The organism is Leclercia sp. UBA7405 (genome assembly GCF_037152215.1).
In the GTDB taxonomy this organism is placed as follows: Bacteria; Pseudomonadota; Gammaproteobacteria; order Enterobacterales; family Enterobacteriaceae; genus Enterobacter; species Enterobacter pneumoniae.
Genome location: NZ_JBBCMR010000001.1, coordinates 1077247 through 1100056 on the forward strand (window position 1 = coordinate 1077247; position 22810 = coordinate 1100056).

The window sequence follows — 22810 nt, forward strand, 5'->3', positions numbered from 1 at the left end:
AATGCCACGTCCGTCTCTGTATGAAATGCTTTTCGGCAACTTCGCCGGCGGCCTCGGCCTGAACAGCGTCAGCGAGGAGAATCAGCTCATCCTGTCGGTGCTGGACAACATGCAGCGCATTCTCAACTGCCGCGCCGGGACGCTGGCACATCTGCCGGACTACGGCCTGCCTGATATGACCAGAATCCTCCAGGGGATGCCCGGCACCGCGCACCAGTTGATCGCGACGCTCTCCGCCGTGCTGCTGAAATACGAGCCGCGCCTGAGCAAAATCACCGTAGTGATGCTGGATCAGAGGCAGCCTGGCGAGCTGCGCTACGCCATTGATGCGGAACTAAAGGGCATTGGACTGGTGCGCTACGGTACCGAGTTTATGCCGGAAGGCAGGGTCTTAATCCGCCATCTTAAACAGCAGCAGTACCTGGACACTCGCGCCGCAATTTAGCGCTCTTTCTGTCGGAAATGACTATGCCAACCTTTCCTGAACGCCACCTCAAAACCGGTGGCGATCCGCGCACGCTTGCGGATTATGTTGCCCTGCGCGATGAAATCAACAAACTGACCCATCCGGCGCGCCCGGATGTCGACTGGATTTATATCGAGAAACGCTGCCTTTCGCTGTTTGAGCATAATGGTGTCGAGTTGCAGACCGCCGCCTGGTATACGCTTGCCCGTACGCATAATGCCGGGTTGTCCGGCATGAACGAGGGGTTAACGGTTCTGATGGCGCTGGTCTCCTGGCAGTGGGAGCACTTCTGGCCGCATCCTGCTAATGCGCGAGTGGAAGTCCTCAGCACGCTCAGTAAACGACTTCAACAGGGGATGCGCACCCTGACCCTGACATACACCGACCTCAGTCAAATGTACCAGGTCGAAGCGCATCTGAAAGCGCTGGAAGAGGTATTGCAGCGCCGGGAATTAAATCATGGCGGTCATCTGACTGCGCTGCGCACGTTACTGCATAACGCGGTGATACGGCTGGAAAAGAGCGACGGTGCGACCGGGGCGGTTTACCCCTCTCCTGTTGCCGAGCCGGGTGACGTAGAGCCCCCCGCTCGCGACAGTAAACCAACAGATCCTGTGAAAAGGGTCTACGTCGTACAGCCGGAGCCGCAACCTCATATCGAGTATGTGCGCGCCCCCTCACAAGCCGCAAAGAGGTGGAAGCCATTTATCGCCGGAATGCTGACCATGCTGGTCATGGCAGGCGGCACCGTAGGCGAATGGCAGGCGATGCACCAGCCGGATCCTCTACAGGCGCAGCTTGCCGCCTCGCTGGCACCCTTGCCCGTCGCGCTCGCTCCGGCGCAGTTGAAGACGTTGCCGCAGAGTTTGCTGTCGCCGGAAAGGGGGATTAGCCAGACGAAGCAGCAATTAGCAAGGCTGGGGCAATTAGAGCCGGACTGGGCCTTCAGCTATAGCCGACAGCTGGTGCAGCAGGCGCTGACGCTGTGGCCTGAGCAGGCAAAACCGCTGGCGACGCAGTGGCAGCAGCAGGTTGCGGCACAGGCGTTACCCACGTCCGGCCTGAACGGCTGGTATCAGGGGATGACGGGTCTACAGAACCTGGCGAACCAGCTCAATGCGCTGGATGAAAAGCGCGGCAAGTATATGACCGTCAGCGAACTCAAAACGCAGGTGTTTGCCATTATGCAGTCGTTTAACCGCGCCATTCCGGCAGAAGAACAGCTGCGCCAGCTCTCTGTCTTACCCGAAGGCGAACCGTGGCCTGCGGCGCAGCAGAGCCTGACGGAGCAGCATCTGCAACAACTTAATGCTCGTTACGGCCTGCTGAAACAGGCAAAGCCATAATAGCCGTTCAGCACAGGGGATGAATGTGTCAGCCAGAGAGCGAATGTGAGAATGTGATCATGACGGAGGCCTGTTTTTTCGACACCATTGACCGTCTGGCCTGAGTGTGACAACGCATTGGCGGAGGCAAGATTGTCGTCGCAACCGTTGGGGGTTAGCTAATCAGCAAACCGGGCAGGGGAGAGCGCGTTAACCCGTCGCTACAGGATGAGCTAAAGACATCACAAGGTTTAAGGTAAAAAGCTGGGAATGAACGAGATAAAACAGAATGGTGCGTCCGAGTGGACTCGAACCACCGACCCCCACCATGTCAAGGTGGTGCTCTAACCAACTGAGCTACGGACGCACTGAAGAGATGGTGCGTTCAATTGGACTCGAACCAACGACCCCCACCATGTCAAGGTGGTGCTCTAACCAACTGAGCTATGAACGCATTGTTGTGTGTGACAACGGGGTCGAATATTAGCGGCAGAGGCGGGAGGTGGCAAGAGGTAAACTGCAAATTTCTTTCGGATTTCACGCGATTGCTTCATTCCCGCGCAAAATGAAGAGAAAGTAGCCGCCCGCAGGCGGCTACTGTGCAATTAGCGGGCGGCGCGCTGTAAAATCACCTGGGACGGTTGGCGCTGCAGGTGACGCATTCGTAGCATCATCATAATGGCCGCCGAGGTTAATCCAATGATAAAGCCCATCCAGAATCCGGCAGGCCCCATCCGATCCACCACCAGATCGGTGAGGGCGAGAATGTAGCCGGTCGGCAAGCCCAAAACCCAGTAGGCAATAAAGGTAATAAAGAAAATAGAACGCGTATCTTTATAACCCCGCAGCACACCGCTGCCTATCACCTGAATAGAGTCCGAGATCTGATAAATCGCTGCCAGCAGCATCAGATGTGAGGCCAGGGTGATAACCTCCGGATTATCGTTATAAAGCAGGGCAATCTGCTCGCGCAGGGCAACGGTGAAAAGGGCGGTGAAAACCGCCATGCATACGCCCACGCCAATGCCGGTTCTCGCCGCCGTTTGCGCCTCCAGCGTGGAGCCCTGACCAAGACGGAAACCTACACGGATGGTCACCGCCGCGGCCAGCGACAGCGGCATCACGAACATCAATGAACTGAAGTTGAGCGCAATCTGGTGACCAGCCACGTCCACGATCCCGAGCGGCGAAACCAGCAGGGCGACAACCGCGAACAGCGTCACTTCGAAAAAGAGCGCCAGTGCGATAGGCAGGCCCAGTTGTATCAGGCGAATCATGATGGCTTTATCCGGCTTGCTAAACGGCACTTCATGGCGAATATCACGCATCGAACGGGCACGCTTCACGTAGGAAATCATGCTGAAGAACATCACCCAGTAGACCGCCGCGGTGGCGACGCCACATCCCACACCGCCAAGTTCAGGCATGCCAAAATGGCCATAAATAAAGACGTAGTTCACCGGAATGTTCACCAACAATCCGATAAAGCCCATCACCATGCCCGGTTTGGTTTTTGCCAGCCCTTCACACTGGTTACGAGCCACCTGGAAGAAGAGATAGCCGGGTGTTCCCCAGAGCAGAGCCCGCAAATAGCCCACCGCTTTATCTGCCAGGGCCGGGTCGATATTGCGCATCGCATGAATGATATACCCCGCGTTCCACAGCACCACCATGATCAAGAGCGAGACAAAGCCCGCCAGCCAGAACCCCTGACGTACCTGATGCGCGATGCGGTCCCGGCGTCCGGAGCCATTTAACTGAGCGATGACCGGCGTTAATGCCAATAGCAGGCCGTGACCAAATAAAATGGCCGGCAGCCAGATAGAGGTGCCGATGGCGACGGCGGCCATATCGGTGGCGCTGTAGCCTCCCGCCATCACTGTATCGACAAAACCCATCGAGGTCTGGGCAATTTGCGCGAGTATCACCGGGATCGCCAGGGCTAATAACTGACGCGCTTCACTCATGTACTTCTGCACGTGAACACCTTTGATATTGTTGTTATTTGAGAGACTAAAAAAGCCGCCGTAACTGGCAGCAAGAAGAAGAAATAGAGGGAATTTCAGCTATTGTAGCGGGGTTTAGCCATTTATCTAGTGAAAAAAACGTCAGATAGGGCAGGGTGCTGGCAACCTCTATTTCCAACTGTTATTGTGATGCGATTAACGGTGGAATCACCGTACCGATCCTGGAGGAGTTGTACGCATGTTTACTGGTATTGTGCAGGGCACCGCAAAACTGGTGTCTATCGATGAAAAACCGAACTTCCGTACCCACGTCGTGGCGCTGCCCGACACCATGCTCGACGGGCTGGAGACGGGGGCATCGGTTGCACACAACGGTTGCTGCCTGACGGTAACTGAGATCAACGGCAATCTGATCAGCTTTGACCTGATGAAAGAGACGCTGCGCATTACCAACCTGGGTGAGCTGGTGGAAGGCGACTGGGTGAACGTCGAGCGCGCTGCGAAATTCAGCGACGAGATTGGCGGCCACCTGATGTCTGGCCATATTATGACTACCGCCGAGATTTCTAAGATCCTTACCTCTGAAAACAATCGTCAGATCTGGTTCAAGGTACAAGACCCGACGCTGATGAAGTACATCCTCTATAAAGGCTTTATCGGCGTAGATGGTATTAGCCTGACCGTGGGTGAAGTGACCCCAACCCGCTTCTGCGTGCACTTAATCCCGGAAACTTTGCAACGCACCACGCTTGCGAATAAAAAACTGGGCCATCGTGTCAATATTGAAATCGATCCGCAAACCCAGGCGGTGGTTGACACCGTAGAGCGCGTCCTGGCGGCAAAAGAGGCAGCCATAAAACAGGCTGTTGATGAAGCATAAAAAAATACCCCGGCAAGCCGGGGTATTTTTTAACGGGCGACCCGCAGGCCGTGTTCAACGCCGCGGCTAAAGACCACCTGCCACAGCTGAATATCACGCGCGCGAAAAGCCCCTGCGCAGGCATTCAGGTAATAGCTGAACATCCGTTTAAATCGTTCTGAATAGTTGTCTGCAATTTCCGGCCAGCTGGCGAGGAAACGCGAATACCATGCCATTAGCGTGGTATCGTAATCTGCGCCGAAATTATGCCAGTCTTCCATCACGAAGTGCGGTTCGCTGGCAGTAGCAATCTGGCGTACAGAGGGTAAACAGCCATTCGGAAAGATGTATTTGTTGATCCAGGGATCCACCTTCAGGTCCGTTTTTTTCGAGCCGATGGTATGCAGCAGAAATAACCCGTCAGGTTTAAGGTTACGATCGACCACTTCAAAATAGGTGCGGTAGTTCTTGGGCCCCACGTGCTCGAACATCCCTACCGAAACGATGCGGTCAAACTGATCGCGCAGCTCACGGTAATCCTGCAGTAAAATCGTGACATCCAGCCCCTCGCACCGCGTCTGTGCCATTTTTTGCTGCTCGGCAGAGATAGTCACCCCGACGACGCTCACGCCATAGTGCTGCGCCATATACTGGGCCAGCCCACCCCAGCCGCAACCGATATCCAGCACCCTCATGCCGGGCTCCAGCTGCAATTTCTGGCAAATAAGCTGCAGTTTATCCTGCTGGGCTTGTTCAAGAGAGTCTGCCTCTTTCCAGTAACCGCAGGAGTACTGCATAAAGGGGTCAAGCATGCGGGTGAAGAGATCGTTTCCGAGGTCGTAATGTTCCTTTCCGACGATCCAGGCGCGTTTTTTGCTTTGAAGGTTGAGCAGGCGGGCAGTGGCAATGCGCAGCGTATCTTTCAGATGACTGGGTAACTGATTTTCCAGTCCGGCGCGGAGAACGCGAGTGAAAAAGATATCCAGCCGTTCGCACTCCCACCAGCCGTCCATATAACTCTCGCCAAGACCTAGCGAACCTTCCCGCATGACACGTTTGAAAAAGTCCGGGTGTTTAACCTGAATATCAGAGGGGGCCGTGCCGTTAATCGCGATGCCCGCGCGGCTTAGCATTTCATTGACGATCCGGAACCAGTTGTCGTCCCGGATGGTGACTTCTTCTATACACGATGAACTCATAGCTTCTCCATCACTCGCTGTGATCAGAACCTTTAAACAGCGTAGACGCTCTTTTGGTTTGTGAGAAATCTCACGGCTTTCCCGCGAGGCTAGTATCCGACGTAGAACAGAGGAAGGGAGGTGACCCTTGCCGAAAGGCCTTCCATGGTGAAACGGGAGCGCTCCGGCTCCCGTTACTACATAATAAGTATCGTTATTATTAGACCGCGAACTCAGTATAGGCCTGAAAAAAGCCTCCTTCAACAGAAAGTTGTTAGCAGGCTAATAACTGATTTTTAACATAATGTCTGGCGGCACTATGCTTCTGAGGATTCTGTCTGCAGCGTTTCGTGCTGCTCTGATGCTTTTTCATACTGCATCCGATAGCCCAGCCCCGACAGCGCCACGGTGGCCAGCATCACGCTGGTGGTCGTCAGCAGCGGTGTCGCAATAAGCCAGGAGACCAGCAGACTTGCCAGGAAACAGAGCCCCAGCTGCAATGTATTTTGCAGCGCCGCCGCGCTCCCGGTGGCCTGTGGGAAGGGACGCAACGCCTGCGCTACCACAATCGGGTAGATCGCGCCGTTAGCCACCGCCATCAGACAGAACGGGATCAGCAACTCCACGAGGTTCGCGCCGGGGATAAAACCGACCCCCCAGGTGGCAACCACGCTCAGGGCATAGAACACCAGCAGCCATGGCAGCATCTGATGCCCGTGCCATTTTTGCAGGGCTGCGCGGCAACCATAGCCGCCAACCAGAAAGGCGATAGTCTGCGGCACATAACTCAGGCCAATCACGGCCGGGCTGTAACCCATTTCGTTGAGAATAAACGGCGATCCGGTCAGCCAGGCGAAGAAGCTGGCGGAGCAGGCGGCATAAATCAGCACGTTGCCACGATACGCGCGGGTGCGCAGGAGCGTGGTGAAGGTAACGGGTGCGGCGGCGCTAACATGCTGCACGCTACGGCGTTTAAGGGTGAAGGCCGGAAGCATCAACAACAGCGTAATCGCGAACAAGACGGCAAAAATGGCTTGCCAGTCAAAGTGAGCCAGTAGCCAGCTGCCCAGCAGCGGGGCGAGAGCAGGGGAGAGCCCAACCAGCGGCATAATGGTGGCAAATATACGGTTGGTACGGGACGCCGGATAGTAGTCTGTCACCAGCGCCTGCCAGGTGACCGCCGCAGCACATACGCCCACGGCCTGCACGAATCGTAATACCAGCAGCCAGGTCGCATCGCGCACCCATAGCATGCCGAGGCAGCCGACAGCGAAAATCGCTAAACCGGTCAGCAAGATTGGTTTACGACCAAAGCGATCGGAGAGGGGCCCCCAGAGCAACTGCGCAAAGGCGAAGCCGGCCAGGAACACGCTCAGGCTGGCGCTGATGGCAGCGGCTGGCGTTTGTAAATCTTCCTGCATCGCCGCAAAAGCGGGCAGGTACATATCGGTTGCAAGAAAGCCCAGCACGCTTAAGCCGCCAAGCCAGACTAAAAATCCTTTCCCGGGTGTCACGATGGTATTCCCCATTTTGTATGCAGGTGTGGCAGCCGCTGAGTGTAGAGAGTGCAATACCGCTTGTGAAACGCTAATATTTGGCGGTTGCATTCAAAAAATTTGCAGGCAGAAAATGTGGTCAGAATATTCCCTTGAAGTCGTAGATGCGGTAGCCCGTAACGGCAGCTTTAGCGGCGCAGCGCAAGAGCTGCATCGCGTGCCTTCTGCCATCAGCTATACGGTGCGCCAGCTGGAGGAGTGGCTGGCGGTGCCGCTGTTTCAGCGCCGCCACCGTGACGTGGAACTGACCCCCGCAGGGGCATGGTTTTTGAAAGAAGGGCGCTCTGTTATCAAAAAAATGCAGATCACCCGCGAGCAGTGCCAGCAGATTGCGAACGGCTGGCGCGGGCACCTCTCTATCGCCGTGGATAATATCGTCCGCCCCGAGCGCACCCGCCAGATGATCCTCGATTTTTATCGCCACTTTTCTGATGTAGAGCTGCGCGTCTCGCAGGAGGTGTTCAATGGCGTCTGGGATGCGCTGGCCGATGGCCGGGTAGAGATGGCGATCGGCGCGACTCAGGCCATCCCCGTGGGTGGGCGCTGGGCGTTTCGCGATATGGGAACCCTCAGCTGGTACTGCGTGGTGGCAAGCCACCATCCGCTGGCGGCGATGCCAGGGCCGCTCAGCGATGATACCTTGCGCAGCTGGCCCTCGCTGGTGCTGGAAGATACCTCCCGCTCATTACCCAAACGCATTACCTGGCTGCTGGATAACCAGCGGCGAATCGTTGCCCCGGACTGGGCATCCTCTGCCGATTGCCTCTCTGCCGGGCTCTGCGTGGGAATGGTTCCCGCCCATTTTGCCCGCCCCTGGATCGATGCCGGCAAATGGGTGATGTTGCAGCTTGAGAATCCCTTCCCGGATGCGGCCTGCTGCCTGACATGGCAACAGAATGATATGTCGCCTGCGCTGGCCTGGCTGCTGGATTATCTTGGGGATAGCGAAACGATGAACAGGGAGTGGTTGCGGGAGCCAGACGCGCTGGCTCCGCAGGAGGATTAACGGCGATAATCGCGGAACGGGCCGTCGGCCACCGAGCGGCGTTCAATAAGGCGGGGATGCACTTCAATTGATTGCGACTCTTCTCGCTTATTGACGATGCGATCCAGCAGCATGTTAAACGCGGTTTCACCGAGGAAATCTTTAGGCTGATGGATGGTGGTCAGAGCCGGGGTGAAGAAGCGCGCGTTGCGCACGTTATCATACCCGATCAACGAAATGTCTTGCGGCACCCGCAGTCCCATCTCGTCTGCAGCGCAGAGCGCGCCCATCGCCATCACATCTCCCCCGCAGAACACGGCGGTCGGGCGCGGAGATTGGGAGAGGATCTGCTGCATGGCACGATAGCCGGACTCGGGCTCAAAATCGCCCTGCACAATCCAGTTTTCTGGCACGGTGATCAGCGCCTCTTCCATCGCTTTCATAAAACCAGCCAGACGTCCGGCGCCGGTATTACGCTCCAGCGGGCCCGGGATAACGCCGATTTCACGGTGTCCGCGTTCAATCAGATAACGCCCCGCCATGTAACCCCCCTCGAAGGCGTTATCGATAACGGAGTCGGTAAAGTCAGCTTTCGCTTCACCCCAGTCCATCACCACCATCGGGATATTGCGATACTCTTCCAGCATCGTCAGCACGGGTTCCGGGTACTCTGAACACATCACCAGCAGACCGTCGACACGCTTTTGCGCCATCATCGATAAATAGGCCCGCTGCTTTTCCAGGTTATTCCACGCGTTGCCAAGAATCAGGGTATAGCCCTTCTGGAAGCAGTTTTTCTCCACGGCTTCGATAATCTCGGCAAAGTAGGGCGCTTCGCTACTGGTTGCTAACAAGCCGATAGATTTGGTGTGATTCACTTTCAGGCTGCGAGCGACCGCGCTCGGTGAATAGTGCAGCTCTTTGATCGCCGCCCAGACGGCATTACGCGTCTCTTCAGCGACAAAACGCGTTTTGTTAATTACATGTGATACGGTTGTAGTGGAAACGTTTGCTCGTTTCGCTACGTCTTTGATTGTTGCCATTAGATGTCACTCCAGACCATATCCTAAACTCCTGAAAAACCGAAAGGTAAACGATTGCCTTCTCTCACCCTAATTGCGCAATCTGAATTGCGGTACGCCGGGAAAACGACACAGGACGTCAGGAGGGGGTCAATGGCCGGTACGCTAATAAATTAAGCCTGGAATTTTGTCTGATCTTGACCAAAAGGGGAAGAGCAAAAACGGATATCGCACTAAATCCTGCAAGATTTTTAGCGTAAGTTGTGTAAAAATGAGCAGGCTCACTTTTCGTGGGGGGATTATAAGGAGAAAAATTGATGAATACCGATCTTAAGTTTTCGCTGACAACCACCATCATTGTTCTGGGTCTGATTGTTGCGGCAAGTTTTACCGCGATTCTGCACTGAGTGACTGGGGGGAGTATCATCTCCCTCCTGCCTTTCCTGATTGTTACCCTTCTGGCAAAAATCTTTTGCGCAATTGTTAACTTCTCATTTTTTGTGATTGATGTCATGCTTTCGCCTTCACTGTTCTGTGTCGCATCAAGACACGGTTTCTGGAGTTGACGTATGAAAATCAATTTTCCCCTGCTGGCCCTGGCGATAGGTGCCTTCGGGATTGGCACGACTGAATTCTCTCCCATGGGATTACTCCCGGTCATTGCCCGTGGCGTAGATGTCTCTATCCCGGCGGCGGGGATGCTGATCAGTGCGTATGCCATCGGCGTGATGGTGGGGGCGCCGTTGATGACGCTTCTCCTCTCTCACCGCGCACGCCGCAACGCACTTATTTTCCTGATGGCAATTTTCACCGTCGGCAATGTGCTCTCTGCCGTAGCGCCGGATTACAGCACCCTGATGCTCTCGCGCATCCTGACCAGCCTTAATCATGGGGCGTTCTTCGGCCTCGGCTCGGTGGTCGCAGCCAGTGTGGTACCTAAACATAAGCAGGCCAGCGCCGTGGCGACCATGTTTATGGGTCTCACCATCGCCAATATCGGCGGCGTTCCGGCAGCTACCTGGCTGGGGGAAACCATTGGCTGGCGTATGTCTTTCTTCGCCACGGCCGGGTTAGGTATGGTGGCGATGGCCGCGCTCTACTTCTCTTTACCGAAAGGGAGCGCGGGTGAGCGTCCGGAGGTGCGTAAAGAGCTGGCGGTGTTACTGCGTCCGCAAGTGCTTTCTGCGCTGTTAACCACCGTGCTGGGTGCCGGGGCAATGTTTACCCTTTATACCTATATCTCACCGGTGTTGCGCGATATTACCCATGCGACACCCGCGTTTGTCACCGCCATGCTGGTGCTGATTGGCGTCGGATTTTCCATTGGCAACTATCTGGGCGGCAAGCTGGCGGATCGCTCGGTCACCGCCACGCTGAAAGGCTTTTTACTGCTGCTGATTGTCATCATGCTTGCCATTCCGTGGCTGGCGCGCAGTGAAATCGGTGCAGCCATCAGCATGGTGGTATGGGGTGCCGCTACCTTTGCCGTGGTGCCTCCACTGCAGATGCGGGTGATGCGGGTCGCCAGCGAAGCGCCGGGATTGTCCTCTTCGGTGAATATCGGGGCGTTTAACCTCGGGAATGCGCTTGGTGCGGCAGCGGGTGGTGCGGTCATCTCCAGCGGAATGGGCTACAGCGTGGTTCCAGTGATGGGAGCGGTGATAGCCGGTTTTGGCTTGCTTCTGGTGCTGCTGTCGGGTCGTCGTCAGCCTGAACAGGTCTGCGTTGCGGAGTAGATACTAGCGCAGAAGGGGTGACCCTTCTGCGTTTTCGTTATGCAGCGAAATTCTTCGCCACAAAGTCCCAGTTTACCAGCGCCCAGAAATGTTCCAGATAGTTCGGGCGCGCGTTACGGTAGTCGATGTAATACGCATGTTCCCACACGTCCACGGTCATCAACGGGGTTGCGCTGGCGGTCAGCGGCGTGCCGGCGTTTGAGGTTGAAACGATGGCCAGTTTGCCGTCTGCCTCTTTCACAAGCCAGGTCCAGCCTGCGCCAAAGTTCTTCACCGCCGCATCGGTAAATTTTGCTTTGAAATCAGCAAAGCTACCGAAGCTTGCAGCAATCGCCTGTGCCAGTTCACCTGTTGGTTCTCCGCCCGCATTTGGTGCCAGGCAGTGCCAGTAGAAAGTGTGGTTCCACACCTGCGCTGCGTTGTTGAAAACGCCCGCTTCGGAAGTCCGAATAATCTCTTCCAGGGATTTGCCTTCGAAAGCCGTACCCGCAATGAGATTGTTCAGGTTCGTGACATAGGTCTGATGATGTTTACCGTAATGGTATTCGAGGGTTTCTGCCGAAATATGCGGTTCCAGCGCCGTTTTTTCGTATGGTAATGCAGGTAATTCGAACGACATTGCTTCACTCCTTAGTATAGTTGCGCACCCAATAACCCTATTGAGTGTAGGGTTAGGGTATCAAATAGCGGAGTGGGGTTAAAGCGTTGTAAATCCCGCTGCAGTTGCAGCGGGTTGGGCGTTAACGAATGGTTTTTGGCGTCATGACGCGGCGGGCACCCACATAATGGCGTTGCCAGTAATCTTCACTCAGGGAGGTGATCTGAATATCCTGACCTGTACGTGGAGACTGAATAAACTTCCCATTGCCCACATACACCCCCACGTGATCGGCGGTACCGCGACCCTGAGTGCGGAAGAAGACCAGGTCCCCGCTCTCCAGTTCGCCGCGATTGACCGGCGAGGCATCGCGCAGGTGGTACATCTCATTGGCGGTACGTGGAATACGGAACTTCACCAGATCTTTATAGGCATACCAGACCAGACCGCTGCAATCGAAACCGGTACGTGGCGAGTTGCCTCCCCAGCGATAAGGTTTACCAATCTGGCCCATCAGTTTATTCATTGCCGTCTTTTGCGCTTTCTGCATCCGCACTTTATGCGCCTCGGCAAGCGTCGTGGGCTTGCTGGTTTTGACGCAGCGGGTTTTATGGCCTTTACGGACGGTGCATTTTTCAGTCACCACGCGAGAAGCGGTTTTGGGCGCGGTGCGGGAAGAGGTTTTACTTTTTTTACTGGAGGAGGCGGTCTGCGTTTTTGCGAGGTTTTTTTTGCTACTGCTCTTTTTACTGCTCTCTTTCTTCGTGGTTTTTTTGCTGCTGCTCTTTTTCTTGGGTTCCGTCACTTTCACCAGATGTTTTTTTTGCACGGCCGAGGTCCGCGCCTGCTCTGAGGCGGTCGCCGTTGAGGTGAAAGTCAGTGTCGTAAACAGCAAAGCACAGAGCGTGATCGAGATTTTATTTATCCGCGCCACTGGGCAATCCCCTAATAATTCCGGGCAACAATAATACCCGCGTGTGATTTACAAAGCCCGTCGATTCTAATCCATAAAAAGGGACAAAGTTAATAAACTTTCACCGCTAAAACGACGTTTCGTTAGCGAGCGCAAAAAAAATCACCATAAAGAGAGCGTATTGTACATTCGCTGAACAAAACCCTGGGCAGAACAGGGTTAAGTTACTTTTAGAATGCAGCTTTATCGGTAGCGCGATACAATAGATAACGTGACGAAAATGTTATTTTCCGTTGTCGTTCTGAAACGCTACAATGACAGACGATTGCCGTAACAGAAGTTAAAGGAAGCAAGACATGAGCACCACTATTGAAAAAATTCAGCAGCAAATCGCTGAAAACCCGATTCTCCTGTACATGAAAGGTTCTCCGAAGCTGCCAAGCTGTGGTTTTTCCGCACAAGCAGTGCAGGCGCTTTCTGCCTGTGGTGAGCGTTTTGCTTACGTTGATATTCTGCAGAACCCGGACATTCGCGCCGAGCTGCCGAAATACGCAAACTGGCCGACCTTCCCACAGCTGTGGGTTGATGGTGAACTGGTTGGCGGCTGCGATATCCTGATTGAGATGTATCAGCGCGGTGAACTGCAGCAGCTCATCAAAGAGACCGCTGCCAAGTACAAATCGGAAGAGCCGGGCGCAGAGTAACGTCTCTCGCCATGCAAAAAAGCGACCTTACGGTCGCTTTTTTTATTCCTCGCTGTCGCCCATCGGCAGCGGCCAGCCGCCCAGACGTTTCCAGCGGTTGACGATCTCGCAAAACAGCTCCGCGGTACGCTCAGTATCATAGAGGGCTGAGTGGGCCTGGCTGCCATCAAACTCAATACCCGCGGTAATACAGGCTTTAGACAGCACCGTCTGACCCAGCGCGAGTCCGCTCAGGGCCGCGGTGTCAAAGGTCACAAACGGGTGGAACGGGTTGCGTTTCAGGGAAGAGCGCTCGGCGGCAGCCATCATAAAGCTATGATCGAAGGTCGCGTTATGGGCGACCATAATGGCGCGATTACAGTTCTGGTCTTTCATCCCCTTGCGGACCATTTTGAAGATGGCGTGCAGAGCGTCGTATTCGCTTACCGCGCCACGCAGCGGATTGTGCGGGTCGATGCCGTTAAAGGCCAGCGCCTCTGGCTGCAGATTGGCACCTTCAAAAGGCTCCACGTGGAAATGCAGCGTCTCGTCCGGCATCAACCAGCCCTGTTCATCCATTTTCAACGTGATCGCGGCAATCTCAAGCAGCGCATCGGTTTTAGCATTAAATCCGGCGGTTTCTACATCAATGACGACAGGATAAAAGCCACGAAAACGGTCACACAGACCGGAAAATTGAGCGATATCGGACATCTGGGTCTCTTAAAAGGGGGAAAAAGCAGTGCGCATTATGGCAAATTTTGAGAAGGGATGCAGTAAAACAACGGGCGCGTAGCGCGCCCGGGGGATTAATTGCCCAGACCGCGACCGGCGTCTTTGGCTTCAATCAGTTCAATTTTATAACCGTCTGGATCTTCAACAAACGCAATCACGGTGGTGCCGCCTTTAACCGGGCCAGCTTCACGGGTGACATTACCGCCGTTGGCACGGATGCGCTCGCACGCCTCTGCTGCGTTGTCCACTTCCAGCGCGATATGACCGTAAGCGGTGCCCAGCTCATAGCTGTCCACACCCCAGTTGTAGGTCAGCTCAATGACCGCTTCTTCGCTCTCTTCGCCATAACCGACAAAGGCGAGGGAGTATTTGTACTCCGGGTTTTCGCTGGTGCGCAGCAGTTTCATGCCCAGCACGTTGGTGTAAAATTCGATGGAACGTTGCAGGTCGCCAACACGCAGCATGGTATGAAGTAAGCGCATAGTATCCTCTTAGCTTTTTATCATCTTGAACAGAAACGATGTTTTAGTATAGCGGCGAAGTGTCGCCGCTATCAATGCGCCGTTTATAAAGTTGGATAATCGGTATAACCTTCAGCACCGCCGCCATAGAAGCTTTCCGGACGCTGCGGGTTGAGTTTGGCTTTATGTTTCAAACGCGCGACCAGATCCGGGTTAGCAATATAATCGCGGCCAAAAGCAACGGCATCAATCAGACCTTTGTTGATCAGATCTTCCGCTTTCTCAGGTGTATACGCACCCGCACCGATAATGACGCCCTGGAAACGGGCACGCACTTTTTCACGGAATGCTTCAGAGTAAGGCTGGCCACCGGCCCAGTCCGGCTCGGACATGTGCAGATAGGCAATGCCGCGTTTTGCCAGCTCTTCGATCAGGTACAGCGCATCGGCTTCTTCGTTCGGGCCGTTATCCACATTCTGGAAGCTGCCAATCGGTGATACGCGAATACCGACGCGGTCAGCACCTATTTCAGCTACCACAGCATCGACCACTTCCAGCACCAGGCGCGCGCGGTTTTCAACGCTACCACCGTACTGATCGGTACGCTGGTTAGAAGACGGGGAGAGGAACTGGTGCAACAGGTATCCGTGCGCAGAGTGCAGCTCGATCATATCGAAGCCGGCTTCACGGGCGTTTGCCACCGCCTGTCGGAAATCATTCACAATGCCGGGGATCTCTTCAAGCTCCAGCGCGCGCGGCGTGGTGGTATCCACGCGGATAGCGCGGCCTTGTTCGTCGCGCAGCGAGGTGCGGGTGCCGGCGTTCAGGGCTGAGGCCGATACCGGCGCCTGGCCGTCAGGTTGAATGCTACTGTGCGAAATACGCCCGGTATGCCACAGCTGAACGGCAATACGTCCCTCTTCAGCATGTACGCCTGCGGTAATTTTTTTCCACGCGGCAATTTGTTCCGGGCTGTGCAGGCCCGGTGCACCGGCATAGCCTTTCGCCTGGGCGGAAATCTGCGTTGCTTCGGAGATAATCAGACCTGCGCTGGCGCGCTGGCGATAATATTCGCCCATCAGCGGCGTCGGGATATCACCCGGCTCAATGCTGCGCAGACGGGTCAGCGGGGCCATAAATACGCGGTTTGGCGCGGTCACGGCACCGACTTTCAGTGGGGTAAACAATTTTGAAGCTGACATAGTGTCTCCTGAGTAGACCGGTCGTCTAGTAAAGTGCGAAATAAAAACGCCTGTTAATCACCAGGCGTGATAATGATGTTCTGGACGTGCGCCAGCGCGCTCTCAAGCGGTACGGCACTGTGCGATATTTTGGCCTGCAGGTTTGCCCCCAGCCACAAGGAGTAGAGCACTTGTGCCTGGGTCAACGGCTCGCCAATAAAGCTCAGTGATTTTTCATCACGCCCCGCAGACAACGCCTGAGCGAGGAGGGTAATCACCCCGCTGGCCCCTTTGTCCATCGCCGTGCGCATATCCTCTGAAAGATCGCACACCTCGGCAGAGAGCTTCACGGTAAGGCATCCACTGATTATGCCCTGCGAACAAAACTGGTTCAGCGTCTCTTGATAATACGCCAGCACACGATCACGATGATTACCTGCGCCGCCCGTAAAATGTTGAGCAAGGCGCTGATAGTAATTAGCGTAATGCCGCTCGAGCAATGCCACCCCAAAAGCCTCTTTCGAGCGGAAGTAGTGGTAAAACGACCCCTTTGGCACATCGGCGGTTTTAAGCAGTTCGCTCAGCCCCATGCCGGTAAATCCCCGGTGCATGCAGAGCTTTTCACCGGTGGCCAGGAGGTGTTCGCGGGTATCGTGTTCAGTGTGTCTGTTCATGGCCTCAATGTAGTAGACCGTTCGGTCTAATGCAAGCGTTATGTTCGTCGACAGGGGTTCAGCAAATCGCTTTGAGGCTGATACACCGAGGTTTGTACATTCATCATGCCGAGCACCGTGGAGAACAGATTATCTTGCGATACGGCCTCAGTCTGCGCCTGTTGGCGAACGCACTGTTCGTCAATGCCGAAGCCTTTCTGATAATCCGCCGATAGCCAGAACAAAAACGGAATATGGGTCTGTTGCGACGGTGCCAGCATATACGGGGTACCGTGCAGATACAGGCCGTTCTCTCCCAGCGATTCACCGTGGTCGGAGAGATAGATCAGCGCCGTATTCATGCTGTTCTGTCGGGCCTTCAGCGCATCAATCGTTTTGCTCACCACGCTATCGGTGTAGAGAATGGTGTTGTCGTAAGTATTAAGCAGCGCCTGATGATCGCAGTTCTGAATTTCATTGGTATCGCAGGTGGGCGTAAAACGACGGAACTGCGGCGGATAGCGCCGATAATAGGCCGGGCCGTGGCTACCCATCAGGTGAATAACCAGCACGCTGTCCTGCTTCAGACCGTCCAGAACTTTATCCAGACGATAGAGATCAACGTCATCAATGCAGACACTGTCTTTGCAGAGTTGATCCTGCTTCCACTGGGTCATATCGGTAAAGTGCACACGATTGCAGGCCCCTTTACAGCCTCCGTCATTATCGCGCCACAACAGATTCACACCCGCGTGGGCGAGCACGTCCATCAGCCCCTCCTTATGATGGGCGAGATCGGCATCATACTGCTTGCGCGGCATTCCGGAGAACATGCAGGGAACAGAAACGGCAGTTTCGGTGCCACAGGACGACGCCTGGGGGAAGTTAATCACGTTCTGTTTTTTCAGTTCCGGATTCGTCTCACGCCCATAGCCATTGAGCGAATAGTTTTCTGCCCGTGAGGCCTCGCCCAGCACCAGCACCAGCACGGTTTTTTTATGCTGAGCCAGCAAAACCGGCCCTTTATGGGCATCTTCTCCCTGCCGAATCAGGGTTTGATCGCCTTCAAACCAGCGCGCTTTGCTGTATTTCACTATCGCACTCACGTAGTTCGCCGGCGTGACCATCTTGACGATGCTTTTGTTATTGCGAAACAGCGAGGCGTAATCCTTATAGAAGACCGCGGCAATCAAAATAATAATCAACAGGCTTCCCAGGATCGACGCCAGTCGCATCACCAGCACATGCCACCAGCGGGCAGGGCGGATGCGAACCATCGCCAACACCACAGCCGGCACCAGCCCGGCCACCGTCAGCCATAGCACCAACTGCGGGGTAATCAACGCCGTCGCTTCCTGTGAATTCGTCTCGAAGACGTTCACCATCATGTTCTGATCGATAACCGCCCCGTAGGTAAACATGAACCAGGTCGCCGCGGCGCAGCCCAGCGTCAGTAGCACCAGCAGCGGTTTACGAATCAGCGGGATGTTTAAAAAGCTAAAAACGATTACCCAGCCGCAGAACAGCACCACTGGAATCGAGAGCGCGAAGAGATATTCATGCAGTCGGGCTGGCGCAATAATGGCCCAGCTACGATGAATGAACAGGGCATTCAAAAGTGTAAAAAAGAGCGCGCAGCCGAGCGTAAACCGGGTATCGTTACACTGTAACTTATTAAAAAGGCGCATCATCAGTAAAACCCTTCATTGTTGTGATGACGCGAGTATAAGGAGCAAAGATTAGTGAAACCTTAGCCCCACATTTCTGATATTGACGCCTTGCGTAACACCGGCTTAAGGTCTTCACTTTACTCTATTCATTGGGCCGGGAGGTGGGTGTGGCAGAACAACTGGAGTTTTTTCCCGTTCAGAGCCCGTGCCGGGGTATCTGCCAGTCGGATGAACGTGGATTCTGCCGGGGCTGTATGCGTAGCCGGGAGGAGCGCTTTAACTGGCAAACCCTGAGCGATGCGCAAAAGCAGGAGGTACTGCGCCTCTGTCGCCAACGTCTGCTGCGCAAATTACGCGCAAACAGGCCGCCCGATGCCGAAGAACCCCAGCAACCCTCACTGTTTTAACCTGCAAAATGCGTATACTCATCTCATCTTTATGTTGAGGAAAATCCAATGGTTCAGCGTATTACTCTCGCCCCGCAGGGGCCAGAATTCTCGCGTTTTGTGATGGGTTACTGGCGTTTGATGGACTGGAACATGTCCGCCCGCCAGCTGGTGAGCTTTATTGAAGAACATCTTGATTTAGGGATCACCAGCGTCGATCACGCGGATATCTATGGCGGTTATCAATGCGAAGCGGCGTTTGGCGAAGCGATGAAGCTGGCGCCGTCGCTGCGTCAGCGGATGGAGGTGGTGACCAAATGCGGTATCGCCACCACCGCCAAACCCGAGCATGCCCTGGGTCACTACATCACCGATCGCGACCACATTGTGCAAAGCGCTGAGCAGTCGCTGGTAAATCTGGCGACCGACCATATCGACCTGTTGCTGATCCACCGCCCGGACCCTTTAATGGATGCTGACGAGGTTGCAGAGGCTTTCCTGGCACTTCACCAGAGCGGCAAAGTGCGCCATTTCGGCGTCTCGAATTTTACCCCTGCGCAGTTCGCGCTGCTGCAGTCTCGTGTGCCTTTCACTCTGGCGACCAACCAGGTAGAGATTTCGCCGGTACATCAGCCCCTGTTGCTGGACGGTACCCTCGATCAACTGCAACAGTTACGTGTGCGTCCAATGGCATGGTCCTGCCTGGGTGGCGGTCGTCTGTTTAATGACGAACAGTTCCAGCCGCTGCGCGATGAGTTGGCGCAGGTGGGGCGCGAGCTGAATGCACAATCGATTGAACAGGTGGTCTACGCCTGGGTGCTTCGCCTGCCGTCACACCCGTTGCCGATTATCGGATCCGGCAAAATCGAACGCGTACGCTCGGCCATTGCCGCTGAAGAGCTTAAGATGACGCGTCAGCAATGGTTCCGCATTCGTAAAGCTGCTTTAGGTTACGATGTCCCCTAAATCTCTATTTATCTGACTTTCCGGTGAAATCCTTGCCCCTCGTATAAACTTAAGGGGCAAAAAATAACCTGAGGAGGTCATATGAAGCGTTTTACTCTGGCAATATTGGCGCTGGTGGTCAGCGCAGGTGCGCAAGCCGCCAGCGACGAAGTTGAGATGAACCTTGTCACACCTCAGGGGGTAGGTCAGTCAATCGGTACGGTGACCATCACCGAAACGGATAAAGGGCTGGAATTTACCCCCGCGCTTAACGCCCTTCCTCCGGGCGAACATGGCTTCCACGTTCACGCGAAAGGCTCCTGCCAGCCAGCGATGAAAGAGGGGAAACCGTCGGCGGCTGAAGCGGCGGGCGGCCACCTTGATCCTCACCAGAGCGGCAAGCACGAAGGGCCAGACGGTATGGGGCACCTTGGCGATCTACCGGTGTTGGTTGTGAACAACGACGGCAAAGCCACGGACGCGGTGGTGGCCCCTCGACTGAAAAAACTGGATGAGGTGAAAGGCAAAGCGCTGATGATCCACGTGGGGGGTGACAATATGTCCGATCAGCCGAAACCCCTCGGCGGCGGCGGCGCGCGTTACGCCTGCGGCGTCATTTGATCCCCCAACGTCCCCGGCGCAGGAGCATGCTCGAGCTGGGATAATGAGCAGTGTAGACGCCAGACCAGCGCGGCCAGATCCTGTGCCGCCGGCTGCGGATGGCGCGCCAGCGTATCGCAGATACGCTGCAACTCGTTAAGCGTGGTGGAGAGCGGACGTTGCTGCACACCGCGTTCGCTCATCACATCCCGCAGAAGTGAAATACAGACATCACGCACCTGGGAGAGTGGGTCAGACCGTGTCTCCCAGCTGCGTAATTGCCATACCACATGCGAACAGTTGAGTAACACTACCCCCCAGCGCAGCAGCCAGCGACGCGCCTGAGCATCCTGACTGGTATTAAGCTGACTGACATGATGATAAACCAGCGACTCATAACCATTCTCATCCCGCTGAGGCCTGCGGCTGAGCTGGTCGACAAACCCACGCCGCAACTCACGAATATGACGACGGCTTTTACGCGCGTCAGAGCCCGGGCGTAATACCGCAAACGCCAGCCATACCAGCCCAATGCCCAGGATTTTAGCCAGATCGTCATTTAAAAAATCGGCAAAGTCATAGGTCGGTGGATTGGTCACCGCGATAAAAGAACCCATAAAAACGATCAACTGCCCCCAGAGTCCCGCCAGTTTCGGCATCTGTAGCTTGAGAAGCTGCATCGTAGTGAGCAAGGGGAAGAGGAACAGCAGGAACTGCCAGAGATCGCTTATCTGCACCATCAGCCCGAACTTCACCACAAAGCTGAACAGCGAGAGCAAGATCAGCGTGCGCAGCAGCAGGTTGAGCGATTTAAATGGCGAGGGCGAAACTGAATAAAGTACGCTGCTGATGGCGGCCAGCGTCAGCGCGGCAGCACCGGCGTCCCACTGCGTAGCAATAGTCCAGGCGCCGATAAGCGTTAGTGCGCAGAAGGTACGAAAACCGCTCCATAACGCTTCGAGGTTATCAGTATGCCGGGCCAGCGCCGGGCTGCGCGGTACGTTAAAGGTGGTAATGGGTGTCGCCGCTTCCAGCATGGCAATCCAGCGGCTACTCCGCAGGTAGAGTCGGCTAAACCAGAGGAGTCGCTGCCAGAAGGCGTGATGGCGATAATCTTGCCCCTCTTGCGGTTTTAGCGGTGCGATAATACGCGCCACGGTATAGAAATCGGTCTCCGGACGGCTCAGCGCCTCCAGCAGTTGTTGTATGACCGGCTGGATCGTCTCAGGCGGATCGGGCCAGTTGAGCAGCATGCGGCGTAGACTGGAGATCGCGCTGGTCATTCGCAACTGCTGATGGAGCAAATAGTTGAGCAGGGCGTTTTGACGGCGAAAACGGTAGTGGCTCCAGAAGGCCTGAATGCGCAGTAAATTGGTGGTCAGGATCTGGGCGATGACTTTTTCGTGTGCAAGACGGATTGCATCGTTGGTGTCAGGTTGCCAGAGCAGCCTGGCATGCTCCAGCAGTCGGGCGTGCATATTTTGTAGGGCGGTAATGAGTGCCGTCCCGTCGGAGGTACTGGGCAGGATCATCATCATCAGACCACCGCAGAGTATGCCGAGCATGACTTCGCATACCCGCGCCTGCGCCATATCCCATAACTCCGTGGTATCAAGAATGTTGATGACCGGAAAGGCGATGATGGCCGCCGTATAGCCTGCAAGTTGAAAAGCATAGGCGACGTTATTGGTGAAGTGGGCGCAGGCCCAGGTACAGACCCCAAGCCAGGTCGCCATACAGAATAAAAACAGCCACGGATCGTTCAGCGTGTGTCCGGCAATAATCAGCGCGGCGGTCGCCCCTAACAGACTGCCCGCCACGCGGCCCAGGCTTTTACTTATGACACCGCCGACGGTAGGGAAGCTGACCACTGCCGCAGAGGTCATCGCCCAGTAAGGTTCATCCAGATTCAGGTAATAGGCGCAGGTCAATGCCAGACACATAGCAATCCCGTTGCGCAGCGCGTAGCGCCACTGCCCAGGGGTCGCCTTGAGCCACGGCGTGTTACGCCAGCTGAACGTAGAGAGTGTCACCGGGCTGTTCCGATAGAGACGCTACAGGTGGTGCCGGAGACCAACGTCAGATCCCTGGGCAGCTCGTCGAACTCGATACGCACCGGAATACGCTGAGCCAGCCGTACCCAGGGGATATTCGGCTTCACGTCCGGTACCAGCCCCGAGTCGGTCTCCACGCTCTGATCAAAGATGGCACGGCCAATGCTGCCGACGTGACCCTGTAACGTCACACCGCCGCTATAGAGGGTAATTTGAGCCGGGGCGCCAGTACGGATATGGCGTAGCTTGGTCTCTTCAAAATATCCCACCACGTAAAACGAGTGGCTGTCCACCAGGGCGAACAGCGGCTGGCCGGTGGTGGCGTAATCGCCGGTGCGGGTGGAGAGGTTGGTTACCCAGCCATCCACCGGGGCTTTAACCACCGTCTGCGTCAACTGCCACTCGGCCTGTTTTAGCGTCGCTTCAGCGACTTTTACGCTTGCCTGCATCGCCTTCACGTTGATATTGGCGGTATCCAGATCTTCTGCCGAAATGTAGTTATGTGACAGGTGGCGGCGACGATTCGCTTCATTGTTGGCTTTGGCGAGATCGGACTGGGCTTTCGCCAGCTGCGCCTGCGCATTCAGCACCGCGATATGATAGGGGGTCTCGTCAATTTGAAACAACACGTCGCCGCTGTGGACAAGTTGATTGTCTTTCACCTTTAAGGCCGTAATCGCACCGGAAACCTGCGGGGTAATGCTGACCTGCTCGGCGCGGATCTTGCCGTCCCGGGTCCACGGCGACTGCATGTAGTAATTCCACACCCACCATCCGGCGACCAGGGCCAACGCAAGCACGGCTAAACTGGAAAAATATTTGAGCGTTTTTAACATG

Annotated in this window: 23 protein-coding genes and 2 tRNA genes; 10 read left to right on the forward strand and 15 right to left on the reverse strand. The window is 55.3% G+C overall.

Features of this window, described 5'->3' with window-relative positions; translation table 11 throughout:
• Position 1: 1 nt before the first annotated feature.
• Positions 2 to 445: a type VI secretion system baseplate subunit TssE gene (gene tssE / locus WFN75_RS05195; RefSeq protein WP_336995719.1), complete on the forward strand. Its 444-nt coding sequence runs from the start codon at positions 2 to 4 to the stop codon at positions 443 to 445.
• A 23-nt stretch (positions 446 to 468) separates the two neighbouring features.
• On the forward strand, positions 469 to 1812 hold the full coding sequence (locus WFN75_RS05200) for a VasL domain-containing protein (RefSeq protein ID WP_336995720.1): 1344 nt from the start codon (positions 469 to 471) through the stop codon (positions 1810 to 1812).
• A gap of 269 nt (positions 1813 to 2081) precedes the next feature.
• Here the strand turns inward: WFN75_RS05200 and WFN75_RS05205 are convergent.
• From WFN75_RS05205 to mdtK, 3 genes are all read right to left on the reverse strand, one after another.
• Positions 2082 to 2158 (reverse strand) — tRNA-Val (locus WFN75_RS05205).
• A 10-nt stretch (positions 2159 to 2168) separates the two neighbouring features.
• Positions 2169 to 2245, reverse strand: a tRNA-Val gene (locus tag WFN75_RS05210).
• Positions 2246 to 2396: 151 nt separating this feature from the next.
• The gene (mdtK, locus tag WFN75_RS05215; protein WP_286931648.1) at positions 2397 to 3770 is read right to left on the reverse strand and encodes an MdtK family multidrug efflux MATE transporter; all 1374 of its coding nucleotides are present in this window, start codon (positions 3768 to 3770) and stop codon (positions 2397 to 2399) included.
• A 226-nt stretch (positions 3771 to 3996) separates the two neighbouring features.
• Here mdtK and WFN75_RS05220 point away from each other — a divergent pair, with 226 nt between their 5' ends.
• Entirely contained in the window at positions 3997 to 4638 is a 642-nt protein-coding gene (locus tag WFN75_RS05220) for a riboflavin synthase (RefSeq protein ID WP_046885965.1), read from the forward strand.
• Positions 4639 to 4667: 29 nt separating this feature from the next.
• Here WFN75_RS05220 and cfa read toward each other — a convergent pair whose 3' ends face one another.
• Positions 4668 to 5816 carry a cyclopropane fatty acyl phospholipid synthase gene (cfa, locus tag WFN75_RS05225; RefSeq protein ID WP_207293621.1) on the reverse strand — a complete coding sequence of 383 codons (1149 nt, stop codon included), beginning with the start codon at positions 5814 to 5816 and terminating at the stop codon, positions 4668 to 4670.
• Between the two features lie 296 nt (positions 5817 to 6112).
• Positions 6113 to 7309, reverse strand: a complete 1197-nt coding sequence (punC, locus tag WFN75_RS05230; protein WP_336995721.1) for a purine nucleoside transporter PunC — start codon at positions 7307 to 7309, stop codon at positions 6113 to 6115.
• Between the two features lie 115 nt (positions 7310 to 7424).
• On the opposite strand from punC, the gene punR reads away from it, so the two are divergent.
• Positions 7425 to 8357 (forward strand): DNA-binding transcriptional activator PunR, encoded by a 933-nt coding sequence (gene punR / locus WFN75_RS05235; protein WP_336995722.1) that lies wholly within the window; start codon positions 7425 to 7427, stop codon positions 8355 to 8357.
• Here punR and purR read toward each other — a convergent pair.
• Complete coding sequence (gene purR, locus WFN75_RS05240) at positions 8354 to 9379, reverse strand: HTH-type transcriptional repressor PurR (protein WP_040075925.1); 1026 nt, start codon at positions 9377 to 9379, stop codon at positions 8354 to 8356. The genes punR and purR overlap by 4 nt on opposite strands.
• 296 nt (positions 9380 to 9675) lie before the next feature.
• Between purR and cydH the strand changes: the two genes are divergently transcribed.
• Both cydH and WFN75_RS05250 read left to right on the forward strand, forming a co-directional pair.
• Complete coding sequence (gene cydH, locus WFN75_RS05245) at positions 9676 to 9765, forward strand: cytochrome bd-I oxidase subunit CydH (RefSeq protein WP_040075924.1); 90 nt, start codon at positions 9676 to 9678, stop codon at positions 9763 to 9765.
• 162 nt (positions 9766 to 9927) lie between these two features.
• The gene (locus WFN75_RS05250) at positions 9928 to 11094 is read left to right on the forward strand and encodes an MFS transporter (RefSeq protein WP_040075923.1); all 1167 of its coding nucleotides are present in this window, start codon (positions 9928 to 9930) and stop codon (positions 11092 to 11094) included.
• Between the two features lie 37 nt (positions 11095 to 11131).
• On the opposite strand, the gene sodB is transcribed toward WFN75_RS05250, so the two are convergent.
• Together sodB and WFN75_RS05260 are read right to left on the reverse strand one after the other, a co-directional pair.
• Positions 11132 to 11713, reverse strand: a complete 582-nt coding sequence (gene sodB / locus WFN75_RS05255; RefSeq protein ID WP_336995723.1) for a superoxide dismutase [Fe] — start codon at positions 11711 to 11713, stop codon at positions 11132 to 11134.
• Positions 11714 to 11834: 121 nt separating this feature from the next.
• The gene (locus tag WFN75_RS05260; RefSeq protein ID WP_207293625.1) at positions 11835 to 12626 is read right to left on the reverse strand and encodes a C40 family peptidase; all 792 of its coding nucleotides are present in this window, start codon (positions 12624 to 12626) and stop codon (positions 11835 to 11837) included.
• A 335-nt stretch (positions 12627 to 12961) separates the two neighbouring features.
• Here WFN75_RS05260 and grxD point away from each other — a divergent pair, with 335 nt between their 5' ends.
• Positions 12962 to 13309: a monothiol glutaredoxin 4 gene (grxD, locus tag WFN75_RS05265; RefSeq protein ID WP_032617810.1), complete on the forward strand. Its 348-nt coding sequence runs from the start codon at positions 12962 to 12964 to the stop codon at positions 13307 to 13309.
• A gap of 42 nt (positions 13310 to 13351) precedes the next feature.
• Here grxD and rnt read toward each other — a convergent pair whose 3' ends face one another.
• The 5 genes from rnt to eptA form a co-directional block, all read right to left on the reverse strand.
• Positions 13352 to 14002: a ribonuclease T gene (rnt, locus tag WFN75_RS05270; protein WP_040075919.1), complete on the reverse strand. Its 651-nt coding sequence runs from the start codon at positions 14000 to 14002 to the stop codon at positions 13352 to 13354.
• Between the two features lie 95 nt (positions 14003 to 14097).
• Complete coding sequence (gene gloA / locus WFN75_RS05275; protein WP_046885972.1) at positions 14098 to 14505, reverse strand: lactoylglutathione lyase; 408 nt, start codon at positions 14503 to 14505, stop codon at positions 14098 to 14100.
• An 83-nt stretch (positions 14506 to 14588) separates the two neighbouring features.
• Positions 14589 to 15686, reverse strand: a complete 1098-nt coding sequence (locus WFN75_RS05280) for an alkene reductase (protein WP_336995724.1) — start codon at positions 15684 to 15686, stop codon at positions 14589 to 14591.
• 53 nt (positions 15687 to 15739) lie between these two features.
• Entirely contained in the window at positions 15740 to 16339 is a 600-nt protein-coding gene (locus WFN75_RS05285) for a TetR/AcrR family transcriptional regulator (RefSeq protein WP_336995725.1), read from the reverse strand.
• Positions 16340 to 16377: 38 nt separating this feature from the next.
• Positions 16378 to 18006: a phosphoethanolamine transferase EptA gene (gene eptA / locus WFN75_RS05290; protein ID WP_263616282.1), complete on the reverse strand. Its 1629-nt coding sequence runs from the start codon at positions 18004 to 18006 to the stop codon at positions 16378 to 16380.
• Between the two features lie 149 nt (positions 18007 to 18155).
• On the opposite strand from eptA, the gene WFN75_RS05295 reads away from it, so the two are divergent.
• The 3 genes from WFN75_RS05295 (at position 18156) to sodC (ending at position 19940) form a co-directional block, all read left to right on the forward strand.
• Entirely contained in the window at positions 18156 to 18395 is a 240-nt protein-coding gene (locus WFN75_RS05295) for a DUF1289 domain-containing protein (RefSeq protein WP_040075915.1), read from the forward strand.
• Positions 18396 to 18443: 48 nt separating this feature from the next.
• Positions 18444 to 19340, forward strand: a complete 897-nt coding sequence (locus WFN75_RS05300) for an aldo/keto reductase (RefSeq protein WP_263616247.1) — start codon at positions 18444 to 18446, stop codon at positions 19338 to 19340.
• 81 nt (positions 19341 to 19421) lie between these two features.
• Complete coding sequence (gene sodC, locus WFN75_RS05305; RefSeq protein ID WP_040075913.1) at positions 19422 to 19940, forward strand: superoxide dismutase [Cu-Zn] SodC; 519 nt, start codon at positions 19422 to 19424, stop codon at positions 19938 to 19940.
• Here the strand turns inward: sodC and WFN75_RS05310 are convergent.
• Both WFN75_RS05310 and WFN75_RS05315 read right to left on the reverse strand, forming a co-directional pair.
• Positions 19919 to 21952, reverse strand: coding sequence for an FUSC family protein (locus WFN75_RS05310; RefSeq protein WP_336995726.1), 2034 nt, complete (start codon positions 21950 to 21952; stop codon positions 19919 to 19921). The genes sodC and WFN75_RS05310 overlap by 22 nt on opposite strands.
• Positions 21949 to 22809 carry an efflux RND transporter periplasmic adaptor subunit gene (locus WFN75_RS05315; RefSeq protein ID WP_207293632.1) on the reverse strand — a complete coding sequence of 287 codons (861 nt, stop codon included), beginning with the start codon at positions 22807 to 22809 and terminating at the stop codon, positions 21949 to 21951. Before WFN75_RS05315 ends, WFN75_RS05310 begins: the two co-directional genes overlap by 4 nt.
• Position 22810: the final 1 nt, after the last annotated feature.

Coding starts and splice junctions, on each gene's coding strand:
- tssE (WP_336995719.1), top strand. CDS start 2: ATGCCACGTCCGTCTCTGTATGAAATGCTTTTCGGCAACTTCGCCGGC.
- WFN75_RS05200 (WP_336995720.1), top strand. CDS start 469: ATGCCAACCTTTCCTGAACGCCACCTCAAAACCGGTGGCGATCCGCGC.
- WFN75_RS05220 (WP_046885965.1), top strand. CDS start 3,997: ATGTTTACTGGTATTGTGCAGGGCACCGCAAAACTGGTGTCTATCGAT.
- cfa (WP_207293621.1), bottom strand. CDS start 5,816: ATGAGTTCATCGTGTATAGAAGAAGTCACCATCCGGGACGACAACTGG.
- punR (WP_336995722.1), top strand. CDS start 7,425: ATGTGGTCAGAATATTCCCTTGAAGTCGTAGATGCGGTAGCCCGTAAC.
- purR (WP_040075925.1), bottom strand. CDS start 9,379: ATGGCAACAATCAAAGACGTAGCGAAACGAGCAAACGTTTCCACTACA.
- cydH (WP_040075924.1), top strand. CDS start 9,676: ATGAATACCGATCTTAAGTTTTCGCTGACAACCACCATCATTGTTCTG.
- WFN75_RS05250 (WP_040075923.1), top strand. CDS start 9,928: ATGAAAATCAATTTTCCCCTGCTGGCCCTGGCGATAGGTGCCTTCGGG.
- sodB (WP_336995723.1), bottom strand. CDS start 11,713: ATGTCGTTCGAATTACCTGCATTACCATACGAAAAAACGGCGCTGGAA.
- grxD (WP_032617810.1), top strand. CDS start 12,962: ATGAGCACCACTATTGAAAAAATTCAGCAGCAAATCGCTGAAAACCCG.
- rnt (WP_040075919.1), bottom strand. CDS start 14,002: ATGTCCGATATCGCTCAATTTTCCGGTCTGTGTGACCGTTTTCGTGGC.
- gloA (WP_046885972.1), bottom strand. CDS start 14,505: ATGCGCTTACTTCATACCATGCTGCGTGTTGGCGACCTGCAACGTTCC.
- WFN75_RS05280 (WP_336995724.1), bottom strand. CDS start 15,686: ATGTCAGCTTCAAAATTGTTTACCCCACTGAAAGTCGGTGCCGTGACC.
- WFN75_RS05285 (WP_336995725.1), bottom strand. CDS start 16,339: ATGAACAGACACACTGAACACGATACCCGCGAACACCTCCTGGCCACC.
- eptA (WP_263616282.1), bottom strand. CDS start 18,006: ATGCGCCTTTTTAATAAGTTACAGTGTAACGATACCCGGTTTACGCTC.
- WFN75_RS05300 (WP_263616247.1), top strand. CDS start 18,444: ATGGTTCAGCGTATTACTCTCGCCCCGCAGGGGCCAGAATTCTCGCGT.
- sodC (WP_040075913.1), top strand. CDS start 19,422: ATGAAGCGTTTTACTCTGGCAATATTGGCGCTGGTGGTCAGCGCAGGT.
- WFN75_RS05315 (WP_207293632.1), bottom strand. CDS start 22,809: ATGTTAAAAACGCTCAAATATTTTTCCAGTTTAGCCGTGCTTGCGTTG.